The sequence below is a fragment of the Parasedimentitalea nitratireducens genome, from assembly GCF_057444295.1.
The window spans coordinates 449,048-467,490 of record NZ_JBYAXC010000002.1; the positions used below are offsets into that span (position 1 = coordinate 449,048).

Annotated in this window: 18 protein-coding genes; 7 read left to right on the forward strand and 11 right to left on the reverse strand. The window is 56.6% G+C overall.

Annotated elements, in window-relative coordinates:
• The first annotated feature begins 23 nt into the window (after positions 1-23).
• Positions 24-440 carry a hypothetical protein gene (locus AC2T28_RS07825; RefSeq protein ID WP_486748415.1) on the forward strand — a complete coding sequence of 139 codons (417 nt, stop codon included), beginning with the start codon at positions 24-26 and terminating at the stop codon, positions 438-440.
• Between the two features lie 54 nt (positions 441-494).
• On the opposite strand, the gene AC2T28_RS07830 is transcribed toward AC2T28_RS07825, so the two are convergent.
• From AC2T28_RS07830 to AC2T28_RS07850, 5 genes are all read right to left on the reverse strand, one after another.
• The gene (locus AC2T28_RS07830) at positions 495-1,073 is read right to left on the reverse strand and encodes a DUF924 family protein (protein ID WP_486748416.1); all 579 of its coding nucleotides are present in this window, start codon (positions 1,071-1,073) and stop codon (positions 495-497) included.
• A gap of 137 nt (positions 1,074-1,210) precedes the next feature.
• Positions 1,211-2,485, reverse strand: a complete 1,275-nt coding sequence (locus tag AC2T28_RS07835) for an MFS transporter (RefSeq protein ID WP_486748417.1) — start codon at positions 2,483-2,485, stop codon at positions 1,211-1,213.
• A gap of 163 nt (positions 2,486-2,648) precedes the next feature.
• Positions 2,649-3,338, reverse strand: coding sequence for an SDR family NAD(P)-dependent oxidoreductase (locus tag AC2T28_RS07840; protein WP_486748418.1), 690 nt, complete (start codon positions 3,336-3,338; stop codon positions 2,649-2,651).
• Between the two features lie 63 nt (positions 3,339-3,401).
• The gene (queA, locus tag AC2T28_RS07845; RefSeq protein ID WP_486748419.1) at positions 3,402-4,448 is read right to left on the reverse strand and encodes a tRNA preQ1(34) S-adenosylmethionine ribosyltransferase-isomerase QueA; all 1,047 of its coding nucleotides are present in this window, start codon (positions 4,446-4,448) and stop codon (positions 3,402-3,404) included.
• Between the two features lie 110 nt (positions 4,449-4,558).
• The gene (locus AC2T28_RS07850) at positions 4,559-7,834 is read right to left on the reverse strand and encodes a YhdP family protein (protein ID WP_486748420.1); all 3,276 of its coding nucleotides are present in this window, start codon (positions 7,832-7,834) and stop codon (positions 4,559-4,561) included.
• A 192-nt stretch (positions 7,835-8,026) separates the two neighbouring features.
• Here AC2T28_RS07850 and AC2T28_RS07855 point away from each other — a divergent pair, with 192 nt between their 5' ends.
• The 4 genes from AC2T28_RS07855 (at position 8,027) to AC2T28_RS07870 (ending at position 11,614) form a co-directional block, all read left to right on the forward strand.
• Positions 8,027-8,491, forward strand: coding sequence for a peroxiredoxin (locus tag AC2T28_RS07855; RefSeq protein WP_486748421.1), 465 nt, complete (start codon positions 8,027-8,029; stop codon positions 8,489-8,491).
• 223 nt (positions 8,492-8,714) lie between these two features.
• The gene (locus AC2T28_RS07860; protein ID WP_486748422.1) at positions 8,715-9,557 is read left to right on the forward strand and encodes a ferritin-like domain-containing protein; all 843 of its coding nucleotides are present in this window, start codon (positions 8,715-8,717) and stop codon (positions 9,555-9,557) included.
• Positions 9,558-9,759: 202 nt separating this feature from the next.
• Positions 9,760-11,088: a DUF5930 domain-containing protein gene (locus AC2T28_RS07865; protein WP_486748423.1), complete on the forward strand. Its 1,329-nt coding sequence runs from the start codon at positions 9,760-9,762 to the stop codon at positions 11,086-11,088.
• Entirely contained in the window at positions 11,078-11,614 is a 537-nt protein-coding gene (locus AC2T28_RS07870; RefSeq protein WP_486748424.1) for a bactofilin family protein, read from the forward strand. Before AC2T28_RS07865 ends, AC2T28_RS07870 begins: the two co-directional genes overlap by 11 nt.
• Positions 11,615-11,688: 74 nt before the next feature.
• Here AC2T28_RS07870 and AC2T28_RS07875 read toward each other — a convergent pair whose 3' ends face one another.
• Positions 11,689-12,519: a helix-turn-helix domain-containing protein gene (locus AC2T28_RS07875; RefSeq protein ID WP_486748425.1), complete on the reverse strand. Its 831-nt coding sequence runs from the start codon at positions 12,517-12,519 to the stop codon at positions 11,689-11,691.
• Between the two features lie 130 nt (positions 12,520-12,649).
• Between AC2T28_RS07875 and AC2T28_RS07880 the strand changes: the two genes are divergently transcribed.
• The gene (locus AC2T28_RS07880; RefSeq protein WP_486748426.1) at positions 12,650-13,549 is read left to right on the forward strand and encodes a DMT family transporter; all 900 of its coding nucleotides are present in this window, start codon (positions 12,650-12,652) and stop codon (positions 13,547-13,549) included.
• A gap of 41 nt (positions 13,550-13,590) precedes the next feature.
• Here AC2T28_RS07880 and AC2T28_RS07885 read toward each other — a convergent pair whose 3' ends face one another.
• From AC2T28_RS07885 to AC2T28_RS07905, 5 genes are all read right to left on the reverse strand, one after another.
• Complete coding sequence (locus AC2T28_RS07885; protein ID WP_486748427.1) at positions 13,591-14,151, reverse strand: hypothetical protein; 561 nt, start codon at positions 14,149-14,151, stop codon at positions 13,591-13,593.
• A 16-nt stretch (positions 14,152-14,167) separates the two neighbouring features.
• Positions 14,168-14,458, reverse strand: a complete 291-nt coding sequence (locus AC2T28_RS07890) for a hypothetical protein (protein ID WP_486748428.1) — start codon at positions 14,456-14,458, stop codon at positions 14,168-14,170.
• A gap of 345 nt (positions 14,459-14,803) precedes the next feature.
• Positions 14,804-15,775, reverse strand: coding sequence for a DUF3179 domain-containing protein (locus AC2T28_RS07895; protein ID WP_486748429.1), 972 nt, complete (start codon positions 15,773-15,775; stop codon positions 14,804-14,806).
• A gap of 131 nt (positions 15,776-15,906) precedes the next feature.
• Positions 15,907-16,455, reverse strand: a complete 549-nt coding sequence (locus AC2T28_RS07900) for a peptidylprolyl isomerase (RefSeq protein ID WP_486748430.1) — start codon at positions 16,453-16,455, stop codon at positions 15,907-15,909.
• Complete coding sequence (locus tag AC2T28_RS07905) at positions 16,448-16,954, reverse strand: peptidylprolyl isomerase (RefSeq protein ID WP_486748431.1); 507 nt, start codon at positions 16,952-16,954, stop codon at positions 16,448-16,450. Before AC2T28_RS07905 ends, AC2T28_RS07900 begins: the two co-directional genes overlap by 8 nt.
• Positions 16,955-17,088: 134 nt before the next feature.
• On the opposite strand from AC2T28_RS07905, the gene AC2T28_RS07910 reads away from it, so the two are divergent.
• The gene (locus AC2T28_RS07910) at positions 17,089-18,279 is read left to right on the forward strand and encodes a phosphoglycerate kinase (RefSeq protein WP_486748432.1); all 1,191 of its coding nucleotides are present in this window, start codon (positions 17,089-17,091) and stop codon (positions 18,277-18,279) included.
• Positions 18,280-18,443 lie beyond the last annotated feature (164 nt).

Sequence of the window (18,443 nt, forward strand, 5' to 3'; positions counted from 1 at the left end):
AAGCTATACTATAAGGCTATCTTATGATCAGAACACTCCTGGACCTGTTCAAGGCAATGATCAACGCAACCCTGCTGTTGCTGGCGCTCTGCTTGTTTCTGGGCTGGAAGCTGATGGCCTCAGTTCAAGGCGTGACCGGGCAAGTCACCGACGCAGTGTTTCACATCACTCCAATGCAGGAACGTGTCAAAGATCTGCGGGATGAGGTTGTCGCCCTGCGCGCAGATATCCTGACACGTCCAGAACTTGCCGTTTCTTCCAAGCTGGACGCATTGAATCATCGCCTGATGTCGTTGCAAAAGGATCTGACAGAGCTGCGTCAACTGCCTGCTGACATCATCCACGATGCAGCCCAAACCGGCGCAGCCGAATTGGCGGGCCAAATCACACGGCTAACAAGCTGCGTACCCGCGACCAACCCAAATAGCCCCGAACAATAACCCAAGACAACGGGGGGCAGAGCAGCGCAGATCAAACGCTGCTCTGAAATAGCTTTAGCTGGCGGCTTGCAATGTGCGAACCGTCTCGCCGTAACCACCAGCCATCACATAATCCATTTCGGGCGCAGTGCTGTTACGGTCCAAAGCATCGTTGCGATACGGGAAACGACCAAACAAACGGATCACTTCGCGGTGCGCACGGGCATGCAATAGATTGGATGGCCCTTCAACCGGCATCCGCTCCTTCATCAGCCGCACACATCGGTCCTGGTCACACAGGTTTTCGGAATGCATCAGTGGAAGGTAAAAGAACTGCCGCGCGGGTTCATCAATCCGCATATCCCACTTCTTGCTGATTGCAGCCTTGGCTGCCGCCAGCGCAATCTTGTCCGAGGCAAACGACCTGCCGCTACCGCGGAACATATTGCGTGGGAATTGATCGGTTAGGATGAGATAGGCGAGCGCACCGCTTGGGTAAGTAAGCCACATCGAATACTTGCCTTCGCAAGCCCCTTCCCAAGTTTCCTGAAATCGTTTGCTTATTTCTGCGTCGAACGCCTCGTCTTGAATGTACCAGCTCTTGGGTCCGGCCTCATCTAGCCAGAACTTAAGAACGTCGTCGGGACCAACCATGGGTCATACTCCAGTTTTTGCCTGTCCCTTAACATCAGTCGATTTTGCCCCCCTATTTCAAGCCTGTTAAGATAACAAATTGCAACAGGTGTGACATTTCGTGAAATCTTGCGCAGTTTTCGGGCGGGTTAGCGCAATCATGTTAAATCGCTGGCAGTTTCCTGCTCTTCCAACTCCGTCTCGATGGCATATTCCTGCGCAAACTCCACCGAAACCGGCGACGCCGTTGGTACCATCGGCGCCATGATTCCGGTGTCTTCCAGTGGAATTGCAGCGCGCTGAGTCGTCCGGTAACCGGCATAGATTGCCAATGCGGCCAGCAAAACGATCATGAACAGGAAATACCCCGGCGGGCCAAACACGCCCTCGCCCATCAACCAACCGGTCACAACCGGCCCGGCAATAGCGCCCAGCCCGTTAATGAACACCAGCCCACCCGAGGCCGCTGCCATGTCATCATGGTCCAGATAGTCATTGGTGTGCGCAATCAGCAGTGAATACAACGGGCTGGTCATACCGCCGATCAAAAACGCCGAGACCAAAAGAAATTCAAACTGCAAACCGAACTTCATGCCAATCACGCCGCCAACAGCGCCAACCGCAGCAATGACCAGAATAAGCACACGCCGGTCCATCCGGTCCGAAATCCAGCCCAGTGGGTATTGCAACAGGGTTGCCCCCACATAAAACGTTGCCACAAAGATCGAGATCTCCAGCAGGCTCAGCCCAGCCTCGGCACCGTAAACCGCGCTCATACCAAACTGCGCCGAAAACACGCCGCCCAGCAAAAACATCCCAACACAGCCCAGCGGGGATGTGTCGACAAGCTGGCGCAGCGTCATCGGTTTGGCGGTGTCAAAGGCAGGTGTTGGAGAGATCGACAACAGAATGGGCGCAAATGAAATCGACACCAGCACCGAGGCAATAACAAAGGTCTCGTAGCCAGCCGGATCCCCCACCAGCAGCAGGCCCTGCGCGCCAACAATCCCGGCCATCTGCACCATCATATACAATGATAGCGCTTTGCCCCGGTTTTGATTGTCAGCCGCATTGTTCAGCCAGCTTTCAGCGGTGACATACACCCCAGAAAAGCAGAACCCGATGATGACGCGCCCCAGAATCCAGGCCATCGGATGGGTAAACGCCGGGTACAGGATCATGACGGCTGAAATAAACGAAGCCAGCGCCGCAAACACCCGCACGTGCCCCACCCGCTTAATCAGGTCCGGCGCCAGTTTTGAGCCGCCAAGAAAGCCGACAAAATACGCCGACATCACAAAAGACATCTCAAGGGTGGTAAACCCTTCGATTTCACCGCGTACACCAAGCAAGGTCCCCTGAAGGCCGTTTCCAACCATCAGCAACCCCATCCCAAGCAACAACGCCCAAGCGCTCGACAAAACCTGAAACATCCCCGGCATTCCTTCTTATTTAGGGACAGCACCATCCGACCCAACCCAATCAGGTTGCGGCCTCTCAGTTGGCTGCTTGTCGCCAAGAACGAACGTCAGTTCTGTTAGTTTTCCGTCATTCAGGGACCAAAAGCGACGCAATCAAACACGCTATACTTTATTGTTACTGGTAATCCGAAATCGCGCGACCCGAGACCTGCGACCAAACCATGCCCTTATTCTGCAGCATGGTCACAACCATCTCCGCGCCTTGCTCGGGCGTCATGGCTATCTCTAGATCACGTTCAATCCCTGCCGTCGCATACATTTGGCTGTTGATCTTGCCCGGATAAAAACCCATCATCCGTACCCCTCTGGGCGCGCATTCAACCTCCATACAGCCGGTGAACCCACGGATCGCCCATTTGCTGGCTGAATACACACTGATCAGCTTGCGGCAATACAAAGCGCCTGTTGAAACCGTATTGATAACGGTCCCGTCCTGCCGCTCCAGCATTTCAGGCAGAAACGCATGCGTGGTTAGAATGGTGCCTGTGGTGTTGGTATCCATAACCTGCTGGATCTGTTCAGGGCTGTAAGTTTCAAAGTCGCCTTCCAGCCAAATACCCGCGTTGTTGATCAGCCCGTCCACCGGCCCCAGTTCTGCAATAATCTGGGTGCTCACGTGCTGTATGGATGCTGCATCCGCCACATCCATCTGATACCCCGGCACTCCCAACACAGCGGCTAGTTCGTCCACGTTACCGTGATTTCGGCCCGTCAGAACAGGCTGATAGCCAGCATCTTTAAGTTGGCTGATTAAAGCAAGCCCCAAGCCGCTGGTGGCCCCAGTAACAACAATTGTTCCGCCCATTCCGCAAATCTCCTTTTGCGGGTGAACCTGCACTGGTTCCTCTTGCGCGGCAAGTGCCCTCGCTTAGGGCAGCAACAGCGACGCATCGCCATAGGAAAAGAACCGATAGCCGTCTTTTACCGCATGATCATAGATTGCCCTGACCCGATCCTGCCCGATCAGGGCAGAAACCAGCATCAACAAGGTGGACTTTGGAAGGTGGAAATTGGTCATCAGCGCGTCTGCGACGTGAAAGGTAAAACCGGGATAGATAAAGATATCCGTCTCGCCTTCCCAAGGCGCAATGTCGCCACCACGCGCCGCACTCTCGATCAAACGCAAGGCTGTGGTTCCAACCGGAATCACCCGCCCTCCCGCCGCTTTGGTTGCGGCAATCTCACCAGCGGCCTGTTCGCTGACCCGCCCCCATTCGGCGTGCATCTTATGGGTGGTCACATCCTCGACCTTGACCGGCAGAAATGTCCCTGCCCCAACGTGCAAAGTCACATGGGTGAACTCAACGCCTTTTGCGGCCAGCGCAGCCAGTAACGCATCATCAAAATGCAAACTGGCAGTTGGTGCCGCAACAGCGCCTGAATTTTTAGCCCAAACAGTCTGATAGTCTTCTTTGTCCTGCGCATCCGCCGCGCGTTTCGCAGCGATATAAGGTGGCAAGGGCATCGCCCCCGCCTGCGCCAAAGCCTCGTCAAAATCATCGCCGGTCAGATTAAACCGCAACTGCCCTTGGCCATCCTCGATCGCCTCAAGCGTTGCGCTCAGTCCGTCTGAAAACACAACATCCTCGCCGATCTTGATCTTCTTCAGCGGCTTCAACAGCGCGCCCCAGCAGCCATCGGCGCGGGGCTCCAGAAGTGTCACCTCGATCTTGGCCGCAACCGGCCCTTGGGCACTATCGCGATGCCGTAGCCCGCTTAGCCGCGCCGGGATAACCTTGGTGTCATTCAGCACCAACCGATCCCCCGGCCGTAACCAGTCCACCAGGTCAGTCACGGTTCCATCATGGATCGCATTGCCTTCGGCCACCAACATGCGCGCCGAACTACGCGGACTGGCGGGTCGGGTGGCTATCAGGCTGTCGGGCAGCTCAAAATCAAAATCACTCAGTTTCATGCCCCGCGCTATAAGATGTTCTTGGCGACTTGGCCATGCTCGTTGAACAAACATCGTCCAGCGAAATTCTATCGATAAACACGCACATCTCTGCCGCCGTCCTTTTGACGTTACCGATCTTCGCTGCGGCTTTGAAGGGAACCATCTTCCGATTCAGGAGAAGTACGCGGCGCAGGCTCTTGGCCGAGCACTTGTGGCGCAGGTCCTCGGAAAATCTCGCGGAACATGCCAGGTGCCAAACCAGACAACGGATTCACCTGCACATTAGGGTCATCAGCTGTTCCACGCAGCTTAAAAGCAAAGCCAATCAGCCCTTCACCTTTGCGGGTAAACACACGGCCAATCGCATTCAGCATATAGATCGGTGACAACACCCCGCGCATGTTCAGCACACCATTCGCCAGATTGTAATTCCCATCCATCGAAATCCCGATCGAGGGTCCCACCGCACTGCTTTCGTGAACGATCAGATGGGAGGCCCCAAGTCGAAACTTCGCATCAACCGTGGTGAATAGGATCCCCTGCCCGGCAAGTTCGTCAATCAAGCCAATCAGGCTTAGCGAGTTGACCAGTGCTGCCATTGCTGGCGCGTCTTTGACCCGGGTGTTTAGAACCTTGATGCTGCCATCGTATTCACCCGGCTTGTTTGCGGGCGTTAGCGTCATATCAAAACTACCACCTCGGCCATGTCGCAATACCCCTGCCGCACGAAACACCCCTCCGGCATCATTCGATTGGATCCTGGTTGCAACACCGCCCCCCTGTGGAACCACGTTGCCACGGATTATGGTCTGCCCGTTCAACAACCCTTCAAACTGACCGTTGAAGCCACCCAAAGTGGAAAATCGCCCACTAAAACGGCGAAGCGCGATGCTGTCGGTGACCTGCAGCCGGTCCAGTTTCAGATTGATTGGCCCACTGGCGCCACTTCCTGCGGCGCCGCTTGAGCCCGAGAACGGCATTTTGCGCATATCCAAAACGCCGCCCAGTACATTAACGGCCGGTGCCCCTGCACCCCGTCCAACAAGTTCCGCCGAGCCCTGCAACCAACCGCCAACTTTAACATCGCTGAATGCAGCCCTCTGCAGCCCGCCTTCTGCAGTTGTGGTTATGGCACCACTGGCAGACAAGCCCGGCGCTACCAGCTCAAAATGATCAACCCGGGCTGCGTCTCCCAATTCTGCAGTAAGCTCTAAATTCCCGGTGGTGTCGGCCCCAATGGCCCACCCCAACGAAGGTATCCGCAAACCAGCGCCAGCCAGATCAGATTGCAGCGCCAAACGCGGCGGTTGATCAGCCGCTAGGTCAACCGTAAACGCGCCGACGGCCTGGCCACTAATCGATCCCTTTGGCAGGCCCAGTTTAAACGCATCGACCGCCCCCTGTGACAGCTCAACTTGCCCGGCAACCCGGCTTTCCTTTGCCACATCTTTGCCCAGTGCCATCTTCCAGCCGGCGGTCACTGGAACGCCTGACAATTGCCCGGTGCCCGAAATCTCAACCCCATCCTGATCACCCGACAAACGCAATCTGTCAGCTACAATTTCATGACCAGGCACCAGCACAGCGCTGCTTACGCCCTCAATCTGGCCTTGATAGTGATAGGCGATCTCTTCCACAGGCACTTTTTCACGCAGCGGCAGCGACAAGCTCCCCGCAACGCGCACCACGCCCTCGGCAAGCTCAACCGGCAGATTGCTGTTCTTAAGCACCGACAAAGGCGGCCGGTTCAGCAAAGAAACAGCAGCCGTCACTGGCCCCGAGGCTTTGATCCGCGCAATACCCGGCGCACCTTGTTTGACGGTTGTGTCAGCAATGATGAAGGAGGTCCCGGTGACATCTATGTCACCGCCTACGTCCGCCGTCACCGTTCCGGCAGTCGCCTTCAAAACCAGCCGGTTTCCATAGATGCTCATCTGCCCAAAGGCATTTCGCAAAGGCGGCAGGTTTTTCTGGAATTTTACAACCGCGTCTTCAAACCCAAGATCGAGGTAAACAAAGGGCTTGCCGCCATTGCGCCCGCGCAGGGCCAGGTTGATGTCCCGCCCGGTTCCCTGCCACAGGTTTTCACGCACCCATTTGCGTGGTTTTGGCGGTGCCGCTTCGGGCCACAGTTGTTTCACCCGCTCGGCATCCACCTGGTCAACATGGCCTGTCAGGTCATAGTCCCAACCAATCTTACCCGCACGCAAGGCTCCGCTCAGCAGAATATTGCTATTGCCATCCTTGATCAGCATCTCACCCAACCGCAGCCGGAACGGATCCAGCTCAAGCTTGAAATCCGCTGCAATCCCGGACAACTCCAATGGCTCGCTATACACGCCCTTGGGGTTCAGCCAGAGATTCGAGAAGGTCAACTGCCCCACAAGTTCGGTCAACTTGCCAGTTTCCACCCCAGTTAGCTGCGCCTGCCCTTCCATTGTGCCGGCGGCCCAACCGCTGTTCACGGTCAACTCATCAAACCGCAACACTTGGGTTTTGGGGTTAAAACTCAGATAGCTACTGGCCCCTTGAAACGGGATAGGTTTGGTCTTGTCAGTCGGTTGTAAAACGCCCGTATCAATCTGAAGACTGGCAGAAAACGGCAATAACCGGCCAGCACTGTCGATACCTCCGCGCAATGATCCCGAAATGGGCGCCCGCAGAGCCTGCAACCAGCCCAATGCTGGCGCCTGTGACGCAATATCCTCGCTGGCGATATCGCTCACCAGTACGCCAAACTCCGCAGCCGTATCGCCAATTTTCGAGGTGTAGTTTGCCTCAACCGAGCTCACATAGTTGCGCCCACTCAGCAAAGAAAACCCGCCAGAGATAGAGACCTTTTGGTCCTCGCGATCAAGCCGCAGATGGCCGCCATCCAAGGTCCAAAGCCGCCCCTGCCGCGCATCCTCATATCGAAGCGTCAAGGCCTCGGTCTCGATAGCAACCAGCGCTGCCAATTCTGGCCGGGTCAACAGGCTGTCAAACTGCTCAATCAATTGGGGCAGCCCAGAGGCTTGGCGCAAAGGGGTATTGCCATCCGACAGGCTCAGTGCAACCGCCCCGTCAGCCTCACGCCTCAGCGTGGCAAACAGCCCGCTCAGCGAAATATTCTTGGGCTGGACAGCCCCCTTCAGCAAAGGCCGCATCGCCAACGAGGCCTGCGCATCGGCAAGCTGTGCTACCTCGATCCCGTCGGCCTTGCTCAGCCTGACATCCCGCAGACCAATCCGCGGGCGCCAGCCCTGATTGACAACAAAATAGATCTGGCCGAATTCGACCTGCATGCCAGCCAGATTGCGCTCAATGCGGGCCTCGACCCGTTGCCGCAACCAATCTGGCGCATCAAACCTGCGCCCCATGCCAAAATAGACCAGCCCCGCAAGCGCAAAAGAAACCAGTGTCACCACCCAGATGCAGCCACGCAGAATCCGCCTGCGCCAGCTGCGCTTGGAAGGTTTTGTGTCCGCAGCGACAGGTCTGTCTAGATCCGCCTCAGGACCCGGTATTTTCTTGACCTCAGTAATCCTAGTTTTTCCTTTGCCTTCGCCCGCCGCTTTGTGGCAGGCAGTCCCCAGCCCATTCCACGGAGACGTTTTATGCTCGATATCTCAGATTTAGCCCCCGACTTCAGCTTACCGCAAAATGGCGGTGGAGAAGATGTGTCATTGGCAAGCTTGCGCGGCAAACCCTTTGTGCTGTTTTTCTATCCTCGTGATAATACGCCGGGCTGCACCAAGGAATCCATCGGATTTTCCAATCAGTTGCAGGCTTTTGCTGATGCCGGTGCTTTGGTGTTCGGCATCTCCAAGGATAGCCTAAAAAAACACGACAATTTTGTCGCCAAACATAACCTTACCACGCCGCTGCTTTCCGACGCCGACAACACCACCTGCGAAGACTACGGCGTGTGGAAAGAAAAGAGCATGTACGGCAAGAAACACTGGGGCATCGAGCGCTCCACCTTCCTGATCGACGCCGAAGGCCGAATTGCCCGCATCTGGCGCAAGGTCAAGGTCGACGGTCATGTCGAAGACGTCCTGGCCGCTGTTCAAGCGCTCTAATTTGCCACACACGCGCTGAGCGCAAGCTCAGCGCCACGCCCAAGGCCATTCGGGGGTCAGCTCTGCTGATCCCAGTGGGCGCGGGAGCTCCCGCCCGTCGGCGGACTTTTTCTAAGTCCGCTCCCGTTGGGCCGGGCGCCGCGCAGACGCGCGGCGCGGTCGGGATCTGGACAAAGCGGTCGAAATCAAAGAAAGCCGGAGCTGAAACCACCGGAATACACCTATGACCAACACCAACCTTTCGCTTGCAAAGCGCGCCACAGAAGTTCTGAACACCGCCGACGGGCACGAAAAAACCGCACTGTCACGCCGCCATGCGGCCGAGTGGTTTGCCTCGCGCGCCGGATCTGGCGCGCCGATCGAGATTGGAACCGCGTCTCCACCAATGCATCCTGCTCGGCCGGATCGCCCGGAACTGCTGTCACCCCGGGATGTCCCCAAGCGCAAACCCGGGACACCGGCTGGCCGGATCGCCTTGCTGCATGCTGTAGCTCATATCGAGCTAAACGCCGTAGACCTGCACTGGGACATCATCGCTCGATTTTCTCATGTGCCAATGCCAATGGGATTTTTCGACGACTGGGTCAAATCCGCCGACGAAGAATCCAAGCACTTCAATCTGGTCTGTGACTGCCTTGAAAGCCTGGGCAGCCACTATGGTGCCCTGCCCGCCCACGCGGGCATGTGGCGCGCGGCAGAAGACACCGCCGAGGACCTAATGGGCCGCTTGGCGGTTGTTCCCATGGTTCTTGAAGCCCGCGGGCTGGATGTTACCCCCGGCATGATCAATATTTTCAAACAGGCCAAGCTGCCGCAGGTGATCGAAGCGCTCGAAGTGATCTATGCCGAAGAGGTTGCCCATGTCGCCTATGGCAGCAAGTGGTTCCATTTCCTGTGCGGGCGTGAAAACGCCGATCCCAAAGAGATCTTTCACAAGCTGGTGCGCCGCTACTTCCACAGCACCCTCAAACCTCCATTCAACGAAGAAAAACGGGCCGACGCTGGCATCCCGCCTGACTTCTACTGGCCCCTGACAGAGCGCGAACCGGATACAGGTAACACCTAGCGATAACCGCCAACCCGTGGATTTGGCTGTAAAAATCCATGTGGCAGGAAACCGCTTATTCCCGTGTAATTGCGGCTGCGTTTGGCTGAGTTTGGTCAACAGGCTTGCCCAATCGCCACAGGCTGGCTATTCATGACGACCGAAGGGCTGACGCCACACAGGCGACGGACCTTTTATCTTGGGACGAGACAAGGATCTGCGCGTGCGCACACGTCTGGCAATACGAATTCACAGCTTTCTCGAGCGCCGCTTTCCCGAGCGCCGCGTTTTCCTGAAATCAGACACCGACACGCGCTTTATCCGCCTGCGTCCAGAAACGCAGCTTATTGCGGTTGCTGGCACCTGTGTCATTGTGGCCTGGGGCATTGTCGCCACCGCCATTGTACTGATGGATGGTATCGGCTCGGGCAACTTTCGCGAGCAAGCCAAGCGGGATCAGCAAACCTATCGTGATCGCCTGAATGCACTATCGGTTGAGCGCGACAATCGCGCAGTCGAGGCTCTGGCCGCGCAGGGTCGCTTTAATGCGGCTTTGGCTCAGATTTCCTTGATGCAGTCCGAACTTCTTGCGTCCGAAACCCGCCGCCGCGAGTTGGAAACCGGAATTGAGGTGATCCAAGCAACCCTGCGCGAAACTATGCAAGACCGCGAAAGCGCGCGCGATCAGTTGACCCAGCTGCAACAGGCTGACGCAGATCCGAACGCCCATGCGCAATCCGCAGCGGCCCCTGAGCAAATCGAGTTTGTCGCAACGGCTCTGGCAGAAACCGCACAGGAACGGGATCAGATCCTGGCTGACGCACAGGCTGCCCTCGATGCACGCGACGCGCTGGAAAAAGAAATCCGGCTGATGGATGAACGCAACAACCAGATTTTCCGCCAGCTCGAAGAGGCGATGGCGATCTCGGTTGAACCCCTCGACAAGATGTTCCGCTCTGCCGGAATGCCCACCGACCGTATCCTGGAGCAGGTGCGGCGCGGATACAGCGGCCAGGGCGGTCCGCTGACCCCTTTAGCCCTGTCCACTCGCGGTGAAGAACCCACTGCGGATGAGTTGCGTGCCAATCTGTTGCTCAATCAGATGGACCAGTTGAACCTCTATCGCATTGCCGCCCAGCAGGCGCCATTTGCCACCCCGGTCAATCTGGGGCTTGTGCGCCAGACCTCGGGCTATGGCTATCGCCGCGACCCCAAAACCGGTGGTCGACGCCTGCACAAGGGCTCTGATTTTGCCGGTCGCTCTGGCACCGATATTTTTGCCACTGCCGATGGTGTTGTCACCCAGGCCGGCTGGCAATCGGGGTACGGCAAACTCGTCACCATCCAACATGCCTTTGGCATTGAAACACGATACGCCCATAATTCGAATATCCGCGTTCGCGTCGGCCAAAGGGTCTCGCGCGGGGATCACATCAGTGATATGGGTAACACCGGACGGTCCACCGGGACCCACCTCCACTACGAGGTTCGGGTCAATGGAAACCCAGTTAACCCGATGATCTATATCAAGGCTGCACGAAATGTTTTCTAAAAGCAAAATCAACGAACCCGGCGCCAAGGCTCCAGAAGCTACGGCAAATCCGGCAGCAACGGCCCCGACGTCGGCCCCAGCTGCTCCGGCTAAAAGCGATTTCAAGGCCAGCGCACCAAAGGCCAAGCCACCGGCATCTATTCTGTCCTCTGACCTGCACGTCACTGGCAACATGAAGACCTCCGGCGACATTCAAGTCGAAGGCACAGTCGAAGGCGATATCCGCGCCCACCTGCTCACCATTGGCGAATCTGCGACAATCAAAGGCGAAGTGACCGCTGACGATGTGGTCATCAATGGCCGAATCGTAGGTCGTGTGCGTGGTCTTAAGGTGCGTCTGACATCGACTGCACGGGTCGAAGGCGACATCATCCACAAGACCATCGCAATCGAAAGCGGTGCGCATTTCGAAGGCTCTGTTCAGCGTCAAGACGACCCCCTGAACCCAGGTCGCGCAGCGGCACCAGCCGCCAGGCCAGCGGCTGCCCCAGCTGCCAAGCCCGCACCGGCCAAAGCCGAAGGCTAAACACCACGCAGAACAGGTTTATCTGTTCTTAGAATTCAAACGCCGCTGGAGAGATCCAGCGGCGTTTTTTTGTATCAGGTAATTGCCTTGCAATATTGCCCCGGAGTCAGCCCCATTTGCGCTTTAAAACTGCGGGTCAAATGGCTCTGGCTGGAAAACCCACAGGCAGCTGCCACTTGGGCCACTGGCACATCTCGCAACAGGATCTTTGCACGCAAGACCCGGCACAGCATTACCCAACGATGCGGCGCCATCCCTCTCGACAGCTTGAACATGCGGTGGAAATGAAACTCGGACAACTCGGACAATTTCGCCAGATCCTTCAGGCGGATCTCTTCAGCCAGATGGGCCTCTATCCAGTCATCCACATCGCGCAACACTTTGGGGGAAAGTCCGCCCATTAGCCCCGCCTGATGATCCGGCAATCTGGCCACTAGTTCCGCGAATCCCTCATCCGCCGCCAGTACATCTTCGGACTGCGCCGCCCCCGCTAGGGACTGCAATGCACGGCCAATTTCGTCCGATGTGGCAAAAGTCCGCTCACTCATATCCAGCAGCCGCGCATCGCGATCATGGGTCCGCGCATAGGCCGCCCGCAGCGCCTCATCCGGCACATAAAGATGCACAAACTGGAATGGCGCAGAGATCTCCCATTCTGACGAGTGCCCCTCGGGCAGCACACACAACGCCCCCGGCCAACCCGCGCGCACCTTGCCGTCCACCCGACGCGACCCCTGGCCTCCCTTTAGATAGAAACTAAAAGCATGCCCCTGGGTCGAGTCATAGCGCACTTCGTCCTGGCTGTTTTGCCAGATCGCAATGCGACGCCCGCCACCCAGATCCAATCCAGCAACCTGTTGGGCATTTCTGGATGCAGACAAAAACTCATCTACGCGCTGTTTCATAGTCAGGTCCTCTTGGCCCCTACCTATGAAACAGACCTCCCTTTGTCACCATGGCCGCTAAACTTTACCGCAAGATCGTGCAAGACCTGCGCCCCCCCCCCACCTATCTCGGCTGGGAAAGGGACGCTCCATGCTTAATATCACACTCTTCACCGCAACCGTTCTGATCTGGGGCACCACCTGGATCGCCATAGCCTGGCAGCTTGGGCCAATCGATGTCGTCGTTTCGGTGTTCTACCGCTTTGCCCTGGCTGCGGTGATCTTTTTAACGGTTCTGGCCCTGTTGGGCCGCCTGCACCTGCCGCGCCAATGGCGGTTTGTTGTCTTGCAAGCCATGTGCCTGTTCAGCTTCAACTTTCTATGTTTCTACAAGGCGACGCAGCTGATGCCCTCGGGGCTTGTTTCAGTGATCTTCTCACTGGCCACCCTGTTCAACGCCATCAATGCCCGCCTCATCTTTGGCGACACCGTAAAGCCACGCGCAGTCTTGGCAGCCGCCATCGGAGTAGCTGGTTTGATCTTGCTGTTCTGGAACGATCTGGCGGTCGACATCGATCCAGATATCCTTCAGGGCATCGCCTGGGCCACAGCCGGGACGCTGATGTTTTCGCTTGGTAATATGATGTCGCGCAAAAACAGTGCCGTGGGCGTAACCCCAATCACCGCCAATGCCTGGGGCATGGGGGTCGGATCGCTCATCCTCTTGACCATAATCTGGCTAAGCGACACTGCGATAACACTGCCCACCAGCCCAACCTATCTTGGTGCTTTGGTCTATCTGTCGGTGGTTGGCTCGGTCATTGGCTTCACCACCTACCTGATGATGGTCGCCCGCATCGGCTCAGATCGCGCCGCCTATGCCACAGTACTATTTCCAGTAGTGGCCCTGCTGATGTCGACACTGTTCGAGGGCTACCAATGGGAGCTCACCGCCATTGCAGGCGTCACGCTTACCATGCTGGGCAATCTGGTCATGTTTGCCAAATGGCCAGCCCAGCCTTGGTCCCTCAGGGCCAAGGCCCCCCTCTAGTCCTGAAACAAAGACAGGGGGTTTGCGATCCAGCAGATCCCCTAGCTGCGGCGACGTAGCATACGGAACACAAACATCAGGAATAACATCAGGAAAAACAGCCCAAAGATATCCCCGATCAAATAGGCGAAATAGTCCTCAGACGCACTACCAAAGGCCCAGTTTGTGGCCAACGAAGTGAGCACTGAAATCACCAGCCCCGCCGTCATCACACAGGACCAACAGGGCGACTTCCCGGCTCCGGGCGACAAGTTCCACCTCAACACACCAAAAATATGAAATGTCGTCGCTGGAACAGTCACAGCAACAAGTATCGCAATCAAGCGGCTCGGCTCCAATGCGCCTGCCCCGGCCACGTAGACAAACACTGCTATCACGCCGGGCAACAGCGCAACCACCGATCGCCACCCCAACAGCCAAGCCGACAAAACCCGCACACCATGAGGAAGAAACAGCAGGCTGGCCCGGCTGGAAAACTCTGGAAACCACAGGCCCTGAACCGGCATCAGCACCTTGTAGGTCACGCCAAAGGCCACAACATAGGCCATGGAAACCAGAAAAATCTCTTGGGCTAGACCTGTTATCGCTGATCTATCAGTCATTTGAATGACTTAACGCTTACTTGGGTGTTTTCACGACATATTGGCCGCGTCGTGTTACCGGGTCTTGATCAAGGTACCCCTTACCCACGAGTGCTTTCAATGCGCGGAAGAAAGTTGGACGCGACACATCCGCGACCAAACTATGCTGGATCAGGGTGTTGGTATTCACACCACCGGGAGGATCGGCAAGATCAGTAGCGGCATAATAGACATCTCGCTCCACCGATGACAGATCCTGAAGCCCCATCGAACGCTCCATTTCCAACATCAGCTTTCGGAGTTCCGCCAATTTAGATATTTCTGACATTCACCCCACCCTCATAACACTAACAAAATTCAACCAATACATGATCGCAAAACCCCTACACGCTATAAAATTGAAAGTCTCACATTGACACTAACGTAAAAATAGCTAATCATTTCTCTAGTCCGACTGCAATGTTCGTGAGTGGCAGCAGTCGAAAGTTCATTATACTCCGCGCGGTGCCCCTGGGTGCCGCGCTATTTCGTTAAGGTGTCTAAACAGTTTTAACTCGTCCGAACACCTGTTGTAATACTTAGTTTTAATCAGCGGCAAAGCCAATCCTAACATTCGTGTCAGAGGCTGTGCAAACGGCATTCCCAGTCTCAGCTTCACAGCAGACACGCCGCACTATTGCTGCCCCAACATCCATTTTCCATCTGGCCAGAACGCATGAAACGCAAAGGCAAACATCACGTCGTGGGCTAAATCCTGCCCCTGAGGGTTGCTCACCCGAATGGACCCAACATCGCGCCCCTTTGAAATCTTTGCCGTATCCAACGCCGAGGCCTGCCCGGATTGCCAGCTGATCACCACACCCGATTCTTTCACTTCGCCCTCTTCAGCTAGTCTGTTTAGCGGCCAGGCTCGTTCTCCCACACGTACAACCCGCGCCAGGGGGCGAATGCCATGCGGCGGCATTTCGCCATTGTACAGGAACGGGCGCGCAGAACTGTCATAACCGCGATACGGGTTACGACCATAAGACCGATTGTACGACGGTTCGGCCATCACCAAGCCATCTGGATTGCGACTTTGAAACTCTTGCCAGCTTTCCATCCAGCTTGGCAGTGCCGTCAATTGGACCCCGGTCAGTTCCCCAACAATCCCTTGCCCGATTGCCTGTTGCCACCAGCTCTCGGTTTCGCGGTCATACATCACCATGTCCGAATTGCGCAGCTTGCCCGACACCCCAAAACTCAGCACACCAGCACGGGTGCGCCTGTCAAACGTCATCCCCGAGTTGCACAGCGGACAAAAGGTCACTGCAATCGGTACGTTGCCAATGCGGTCATTTACAATTTCATGCCAGGTCAGATAGCGCAACGGATAGGCGCGCGGCACCTGCCCGGCCAGCTCAACGGTAATCACAGGTTCCCGCTCGCCAATACGGGTTTCCTGACTGGCGCGCAGAAATTGCGGATCGCTTAGCGCCGGAATACCATCTTTGGGCGGCCCTCCCGACAGGATCTCATTCCACCCGCCAACATTTGATTTGTTAAAATCCGTCTTCGGCCACTCGCGCTTCCACTGTTCCGGATCGGCACTTGCTTGGCCAACCAGCACAACCAGCAGCCCCACAACAATGGATCTCAGTAGCATAATGCACCTCCGGGTCTGGCCTCAGAATGCGCTGTTACAGGTTCACTTACACCAAAAAAAATCGTGAGCAGCCGACGCCCCGGCTGCTCACGATTCTAAGCTGCAGTACTTCCCCAGGAAGTAGCTGCAATTTACTCGGTAACGGTTACCGATTTCATAACATCAGGCTGCCCAATAACAGCGCCCGACCCAGGCTGGCCACGCTTGATCATCTGAACCACATCCATGCCTTCGGTCACCTTACCCACAACGGTGTACTGACCGTTCAGGAAGTAGCCGGCATCAAACATGATAAAGAACTGCGAGTTTGCACTGTTTGGGTCCTGCGCACGCGCCATACCAACAACACCAGCGTCAAACGGCAGGTTCGAAAACTCAGCGTCGACATAGCCCAGCTCCGAACCACCAGTTCCAGCGCGGCTCATGTCTTCACCAATCCGGCCATATTGGACGTCGCCAGTTTGTGCCATGAATCCTTCGATAACACGGTGGAACACCACCCCATCATATTTGCCATCAGCCGCCAGGGCGGTGATCTGCTCCACATGCTTGGGGGCTACGTCTTCGAACAGGTCGATCACAACCTTACCGTTGGCACCTTCGCCTTCGATCATGATCTCAATACCCGATGACAGCGCAGGGCTTGCCATCAGGGCAAAGGCTGCTGCGTATTTAAGCATCTGCTGCAACCTTGACCGAAATCATCCGATCTGGCTCCGCAGGTGGCTCACCACGGGTGATGGCGTCGACATGCTCCATGCCTTCAATCACGCGGCCATAAACGGTGTACTGGCCGTTCAGGAAATGGTTGTCACCAAAGTTGATGAAAAACTGCGAGTTGGCGCTGTTTGGGTTGGCCGAACGTGCCGCACCCAAGGTACCACGGTCGTGTGGCAGCTTAGAGAACTCAGCAGGCAGGTCTGGCTTGTCCGAACCGCCAGTACCGGCGCTTCGCAGGTTAAAGCCGTCTTCCATGTCGCCATTAGCCACATCGCCGGTCTGCGCCATGAAGCCGTCGATCACGCGGTGAAAGCAGACATTGTCATACTCACCACCACGGGCCAGCTCTTTCATGCGCTCGGAATGCTGAGGGGCAACATCGGGCAGCAGTTCGATGACAACATTGCCATCCTTCAGCTCGATGATAACTGTGTTTTCGGGATCTTTGATCTCGGCCATGTGGCTCTCCTGTCTTGTATATTTAGGCAGATACCTAAGCTGCACGCCGCCAATTGCCAAGGGAGCATTGACCTTGAAGGAAAAAGCCCCGAAACACAGCCCAAATTGACATGAGATTTTGCAAGGAGACCGACATGGGTTGGAACACGCTGGACGACATGGAACTGGCTGGCAAAAAGGTTTTGCTGCGCGTGGATATCAACGTGCCTATGGAAAACGGTCAGGTTAGCGACGACACCCGCATCCGCCGCGTCGCCCCCAGCGTTGCTGATATTCTGGCCCAGGGTGGTACCCCGATCCTGTTGGCACATTTTGGCCGACCCAAGGGCAAAGTCGTCCCCGAGATGTCGCTGCGCCCCCTTGTTGGTGCACTTGAAGCCACCTTTGGCGCCCCTGTGGTGTTCTGCGCCGATTGCCGCGGCCCCGCCGCCGAGGCCGCAGTTGGCGCCCTGAACAAGGGTGAGATCCTGCTGCTGGAAAACACCCGTTTCCAACCTGGCGAAGAAAAGAACGATGCAGACCTGGCAGCCGAGATGGGCAAACTGGGCGACATCTATTGCAATGATGCGTTTTCAGCCGCCCACCGTGCCCATGCCTCAACCGAAGGTCTGGCACAACTGCTGCCAGCCTGCGCTGGCCGCCTGATGCAGGCCGAGCTTTCCGCGCTAGAGGGCGCACTGGGTCAACCCATCCGCCCGGTGACAGCCGTAGTTGGCGGTGCCAAGGTTTCCTCCAAGCTAGAACTGCTCGGCAATTTGGTCGAAAAGGTCGACAATCTGGTCATCGGCGGCGGCATGGCTAACACCTTCCTCGCGGCTCAGGGCATCGACGTCGGCAAATCGCTCTGCGAACATGACATGACTGAAACCGCGCTGCAGATCATGGCCAAGGCCAACAGCACCGGCTGCAAGATCGTTCTGCCCAGCGACGTTGTTGTGGCGCGTGAATTCAAGGCCGGTGCCGACAATGAAACCGTCGCCGCCTCTGCCTGCCCTGCGGATGCTATGATCCTGGATGCTGGCCCCGCCACTGTGGCTGCTGTGGCTGATGTTCTGGCAACCTCCAAGACGCTAATCTGGAACGGCCCAATGGGGGCCTTTGAAATTGCCCCCTTTGATGCTGCCACCAATGCGGCCGCGCAAAAAGCAGCGGAACTGACCAAAGCAGGCAGCCTGACGTCCGTTGCCGGTGGCGGCGATACTGTTGCCGCGCTGAATCAGGCCAATGTGGCCAATGATTTCACCTATATCTCCACCGCCGGCGGCGCGTTCCTCGAGTGGATGGAAGGAAAAACCCTGCCAGGTGTTGCAGCATTGACTCGCTAACGCCGCCTTTCAGGTCCCACTCATTCCGCCGCTACCGCTATCATTTCCCAGCAAGCCCCTTGCTCGGAATTGCCAGCGCTGCGGCGGCGAACATGGTTAACACAAGGCAAATCCTACATAATTCCGGGGTCCGTTTTCATCTGGCCGCTAATATCCCAGCCAGA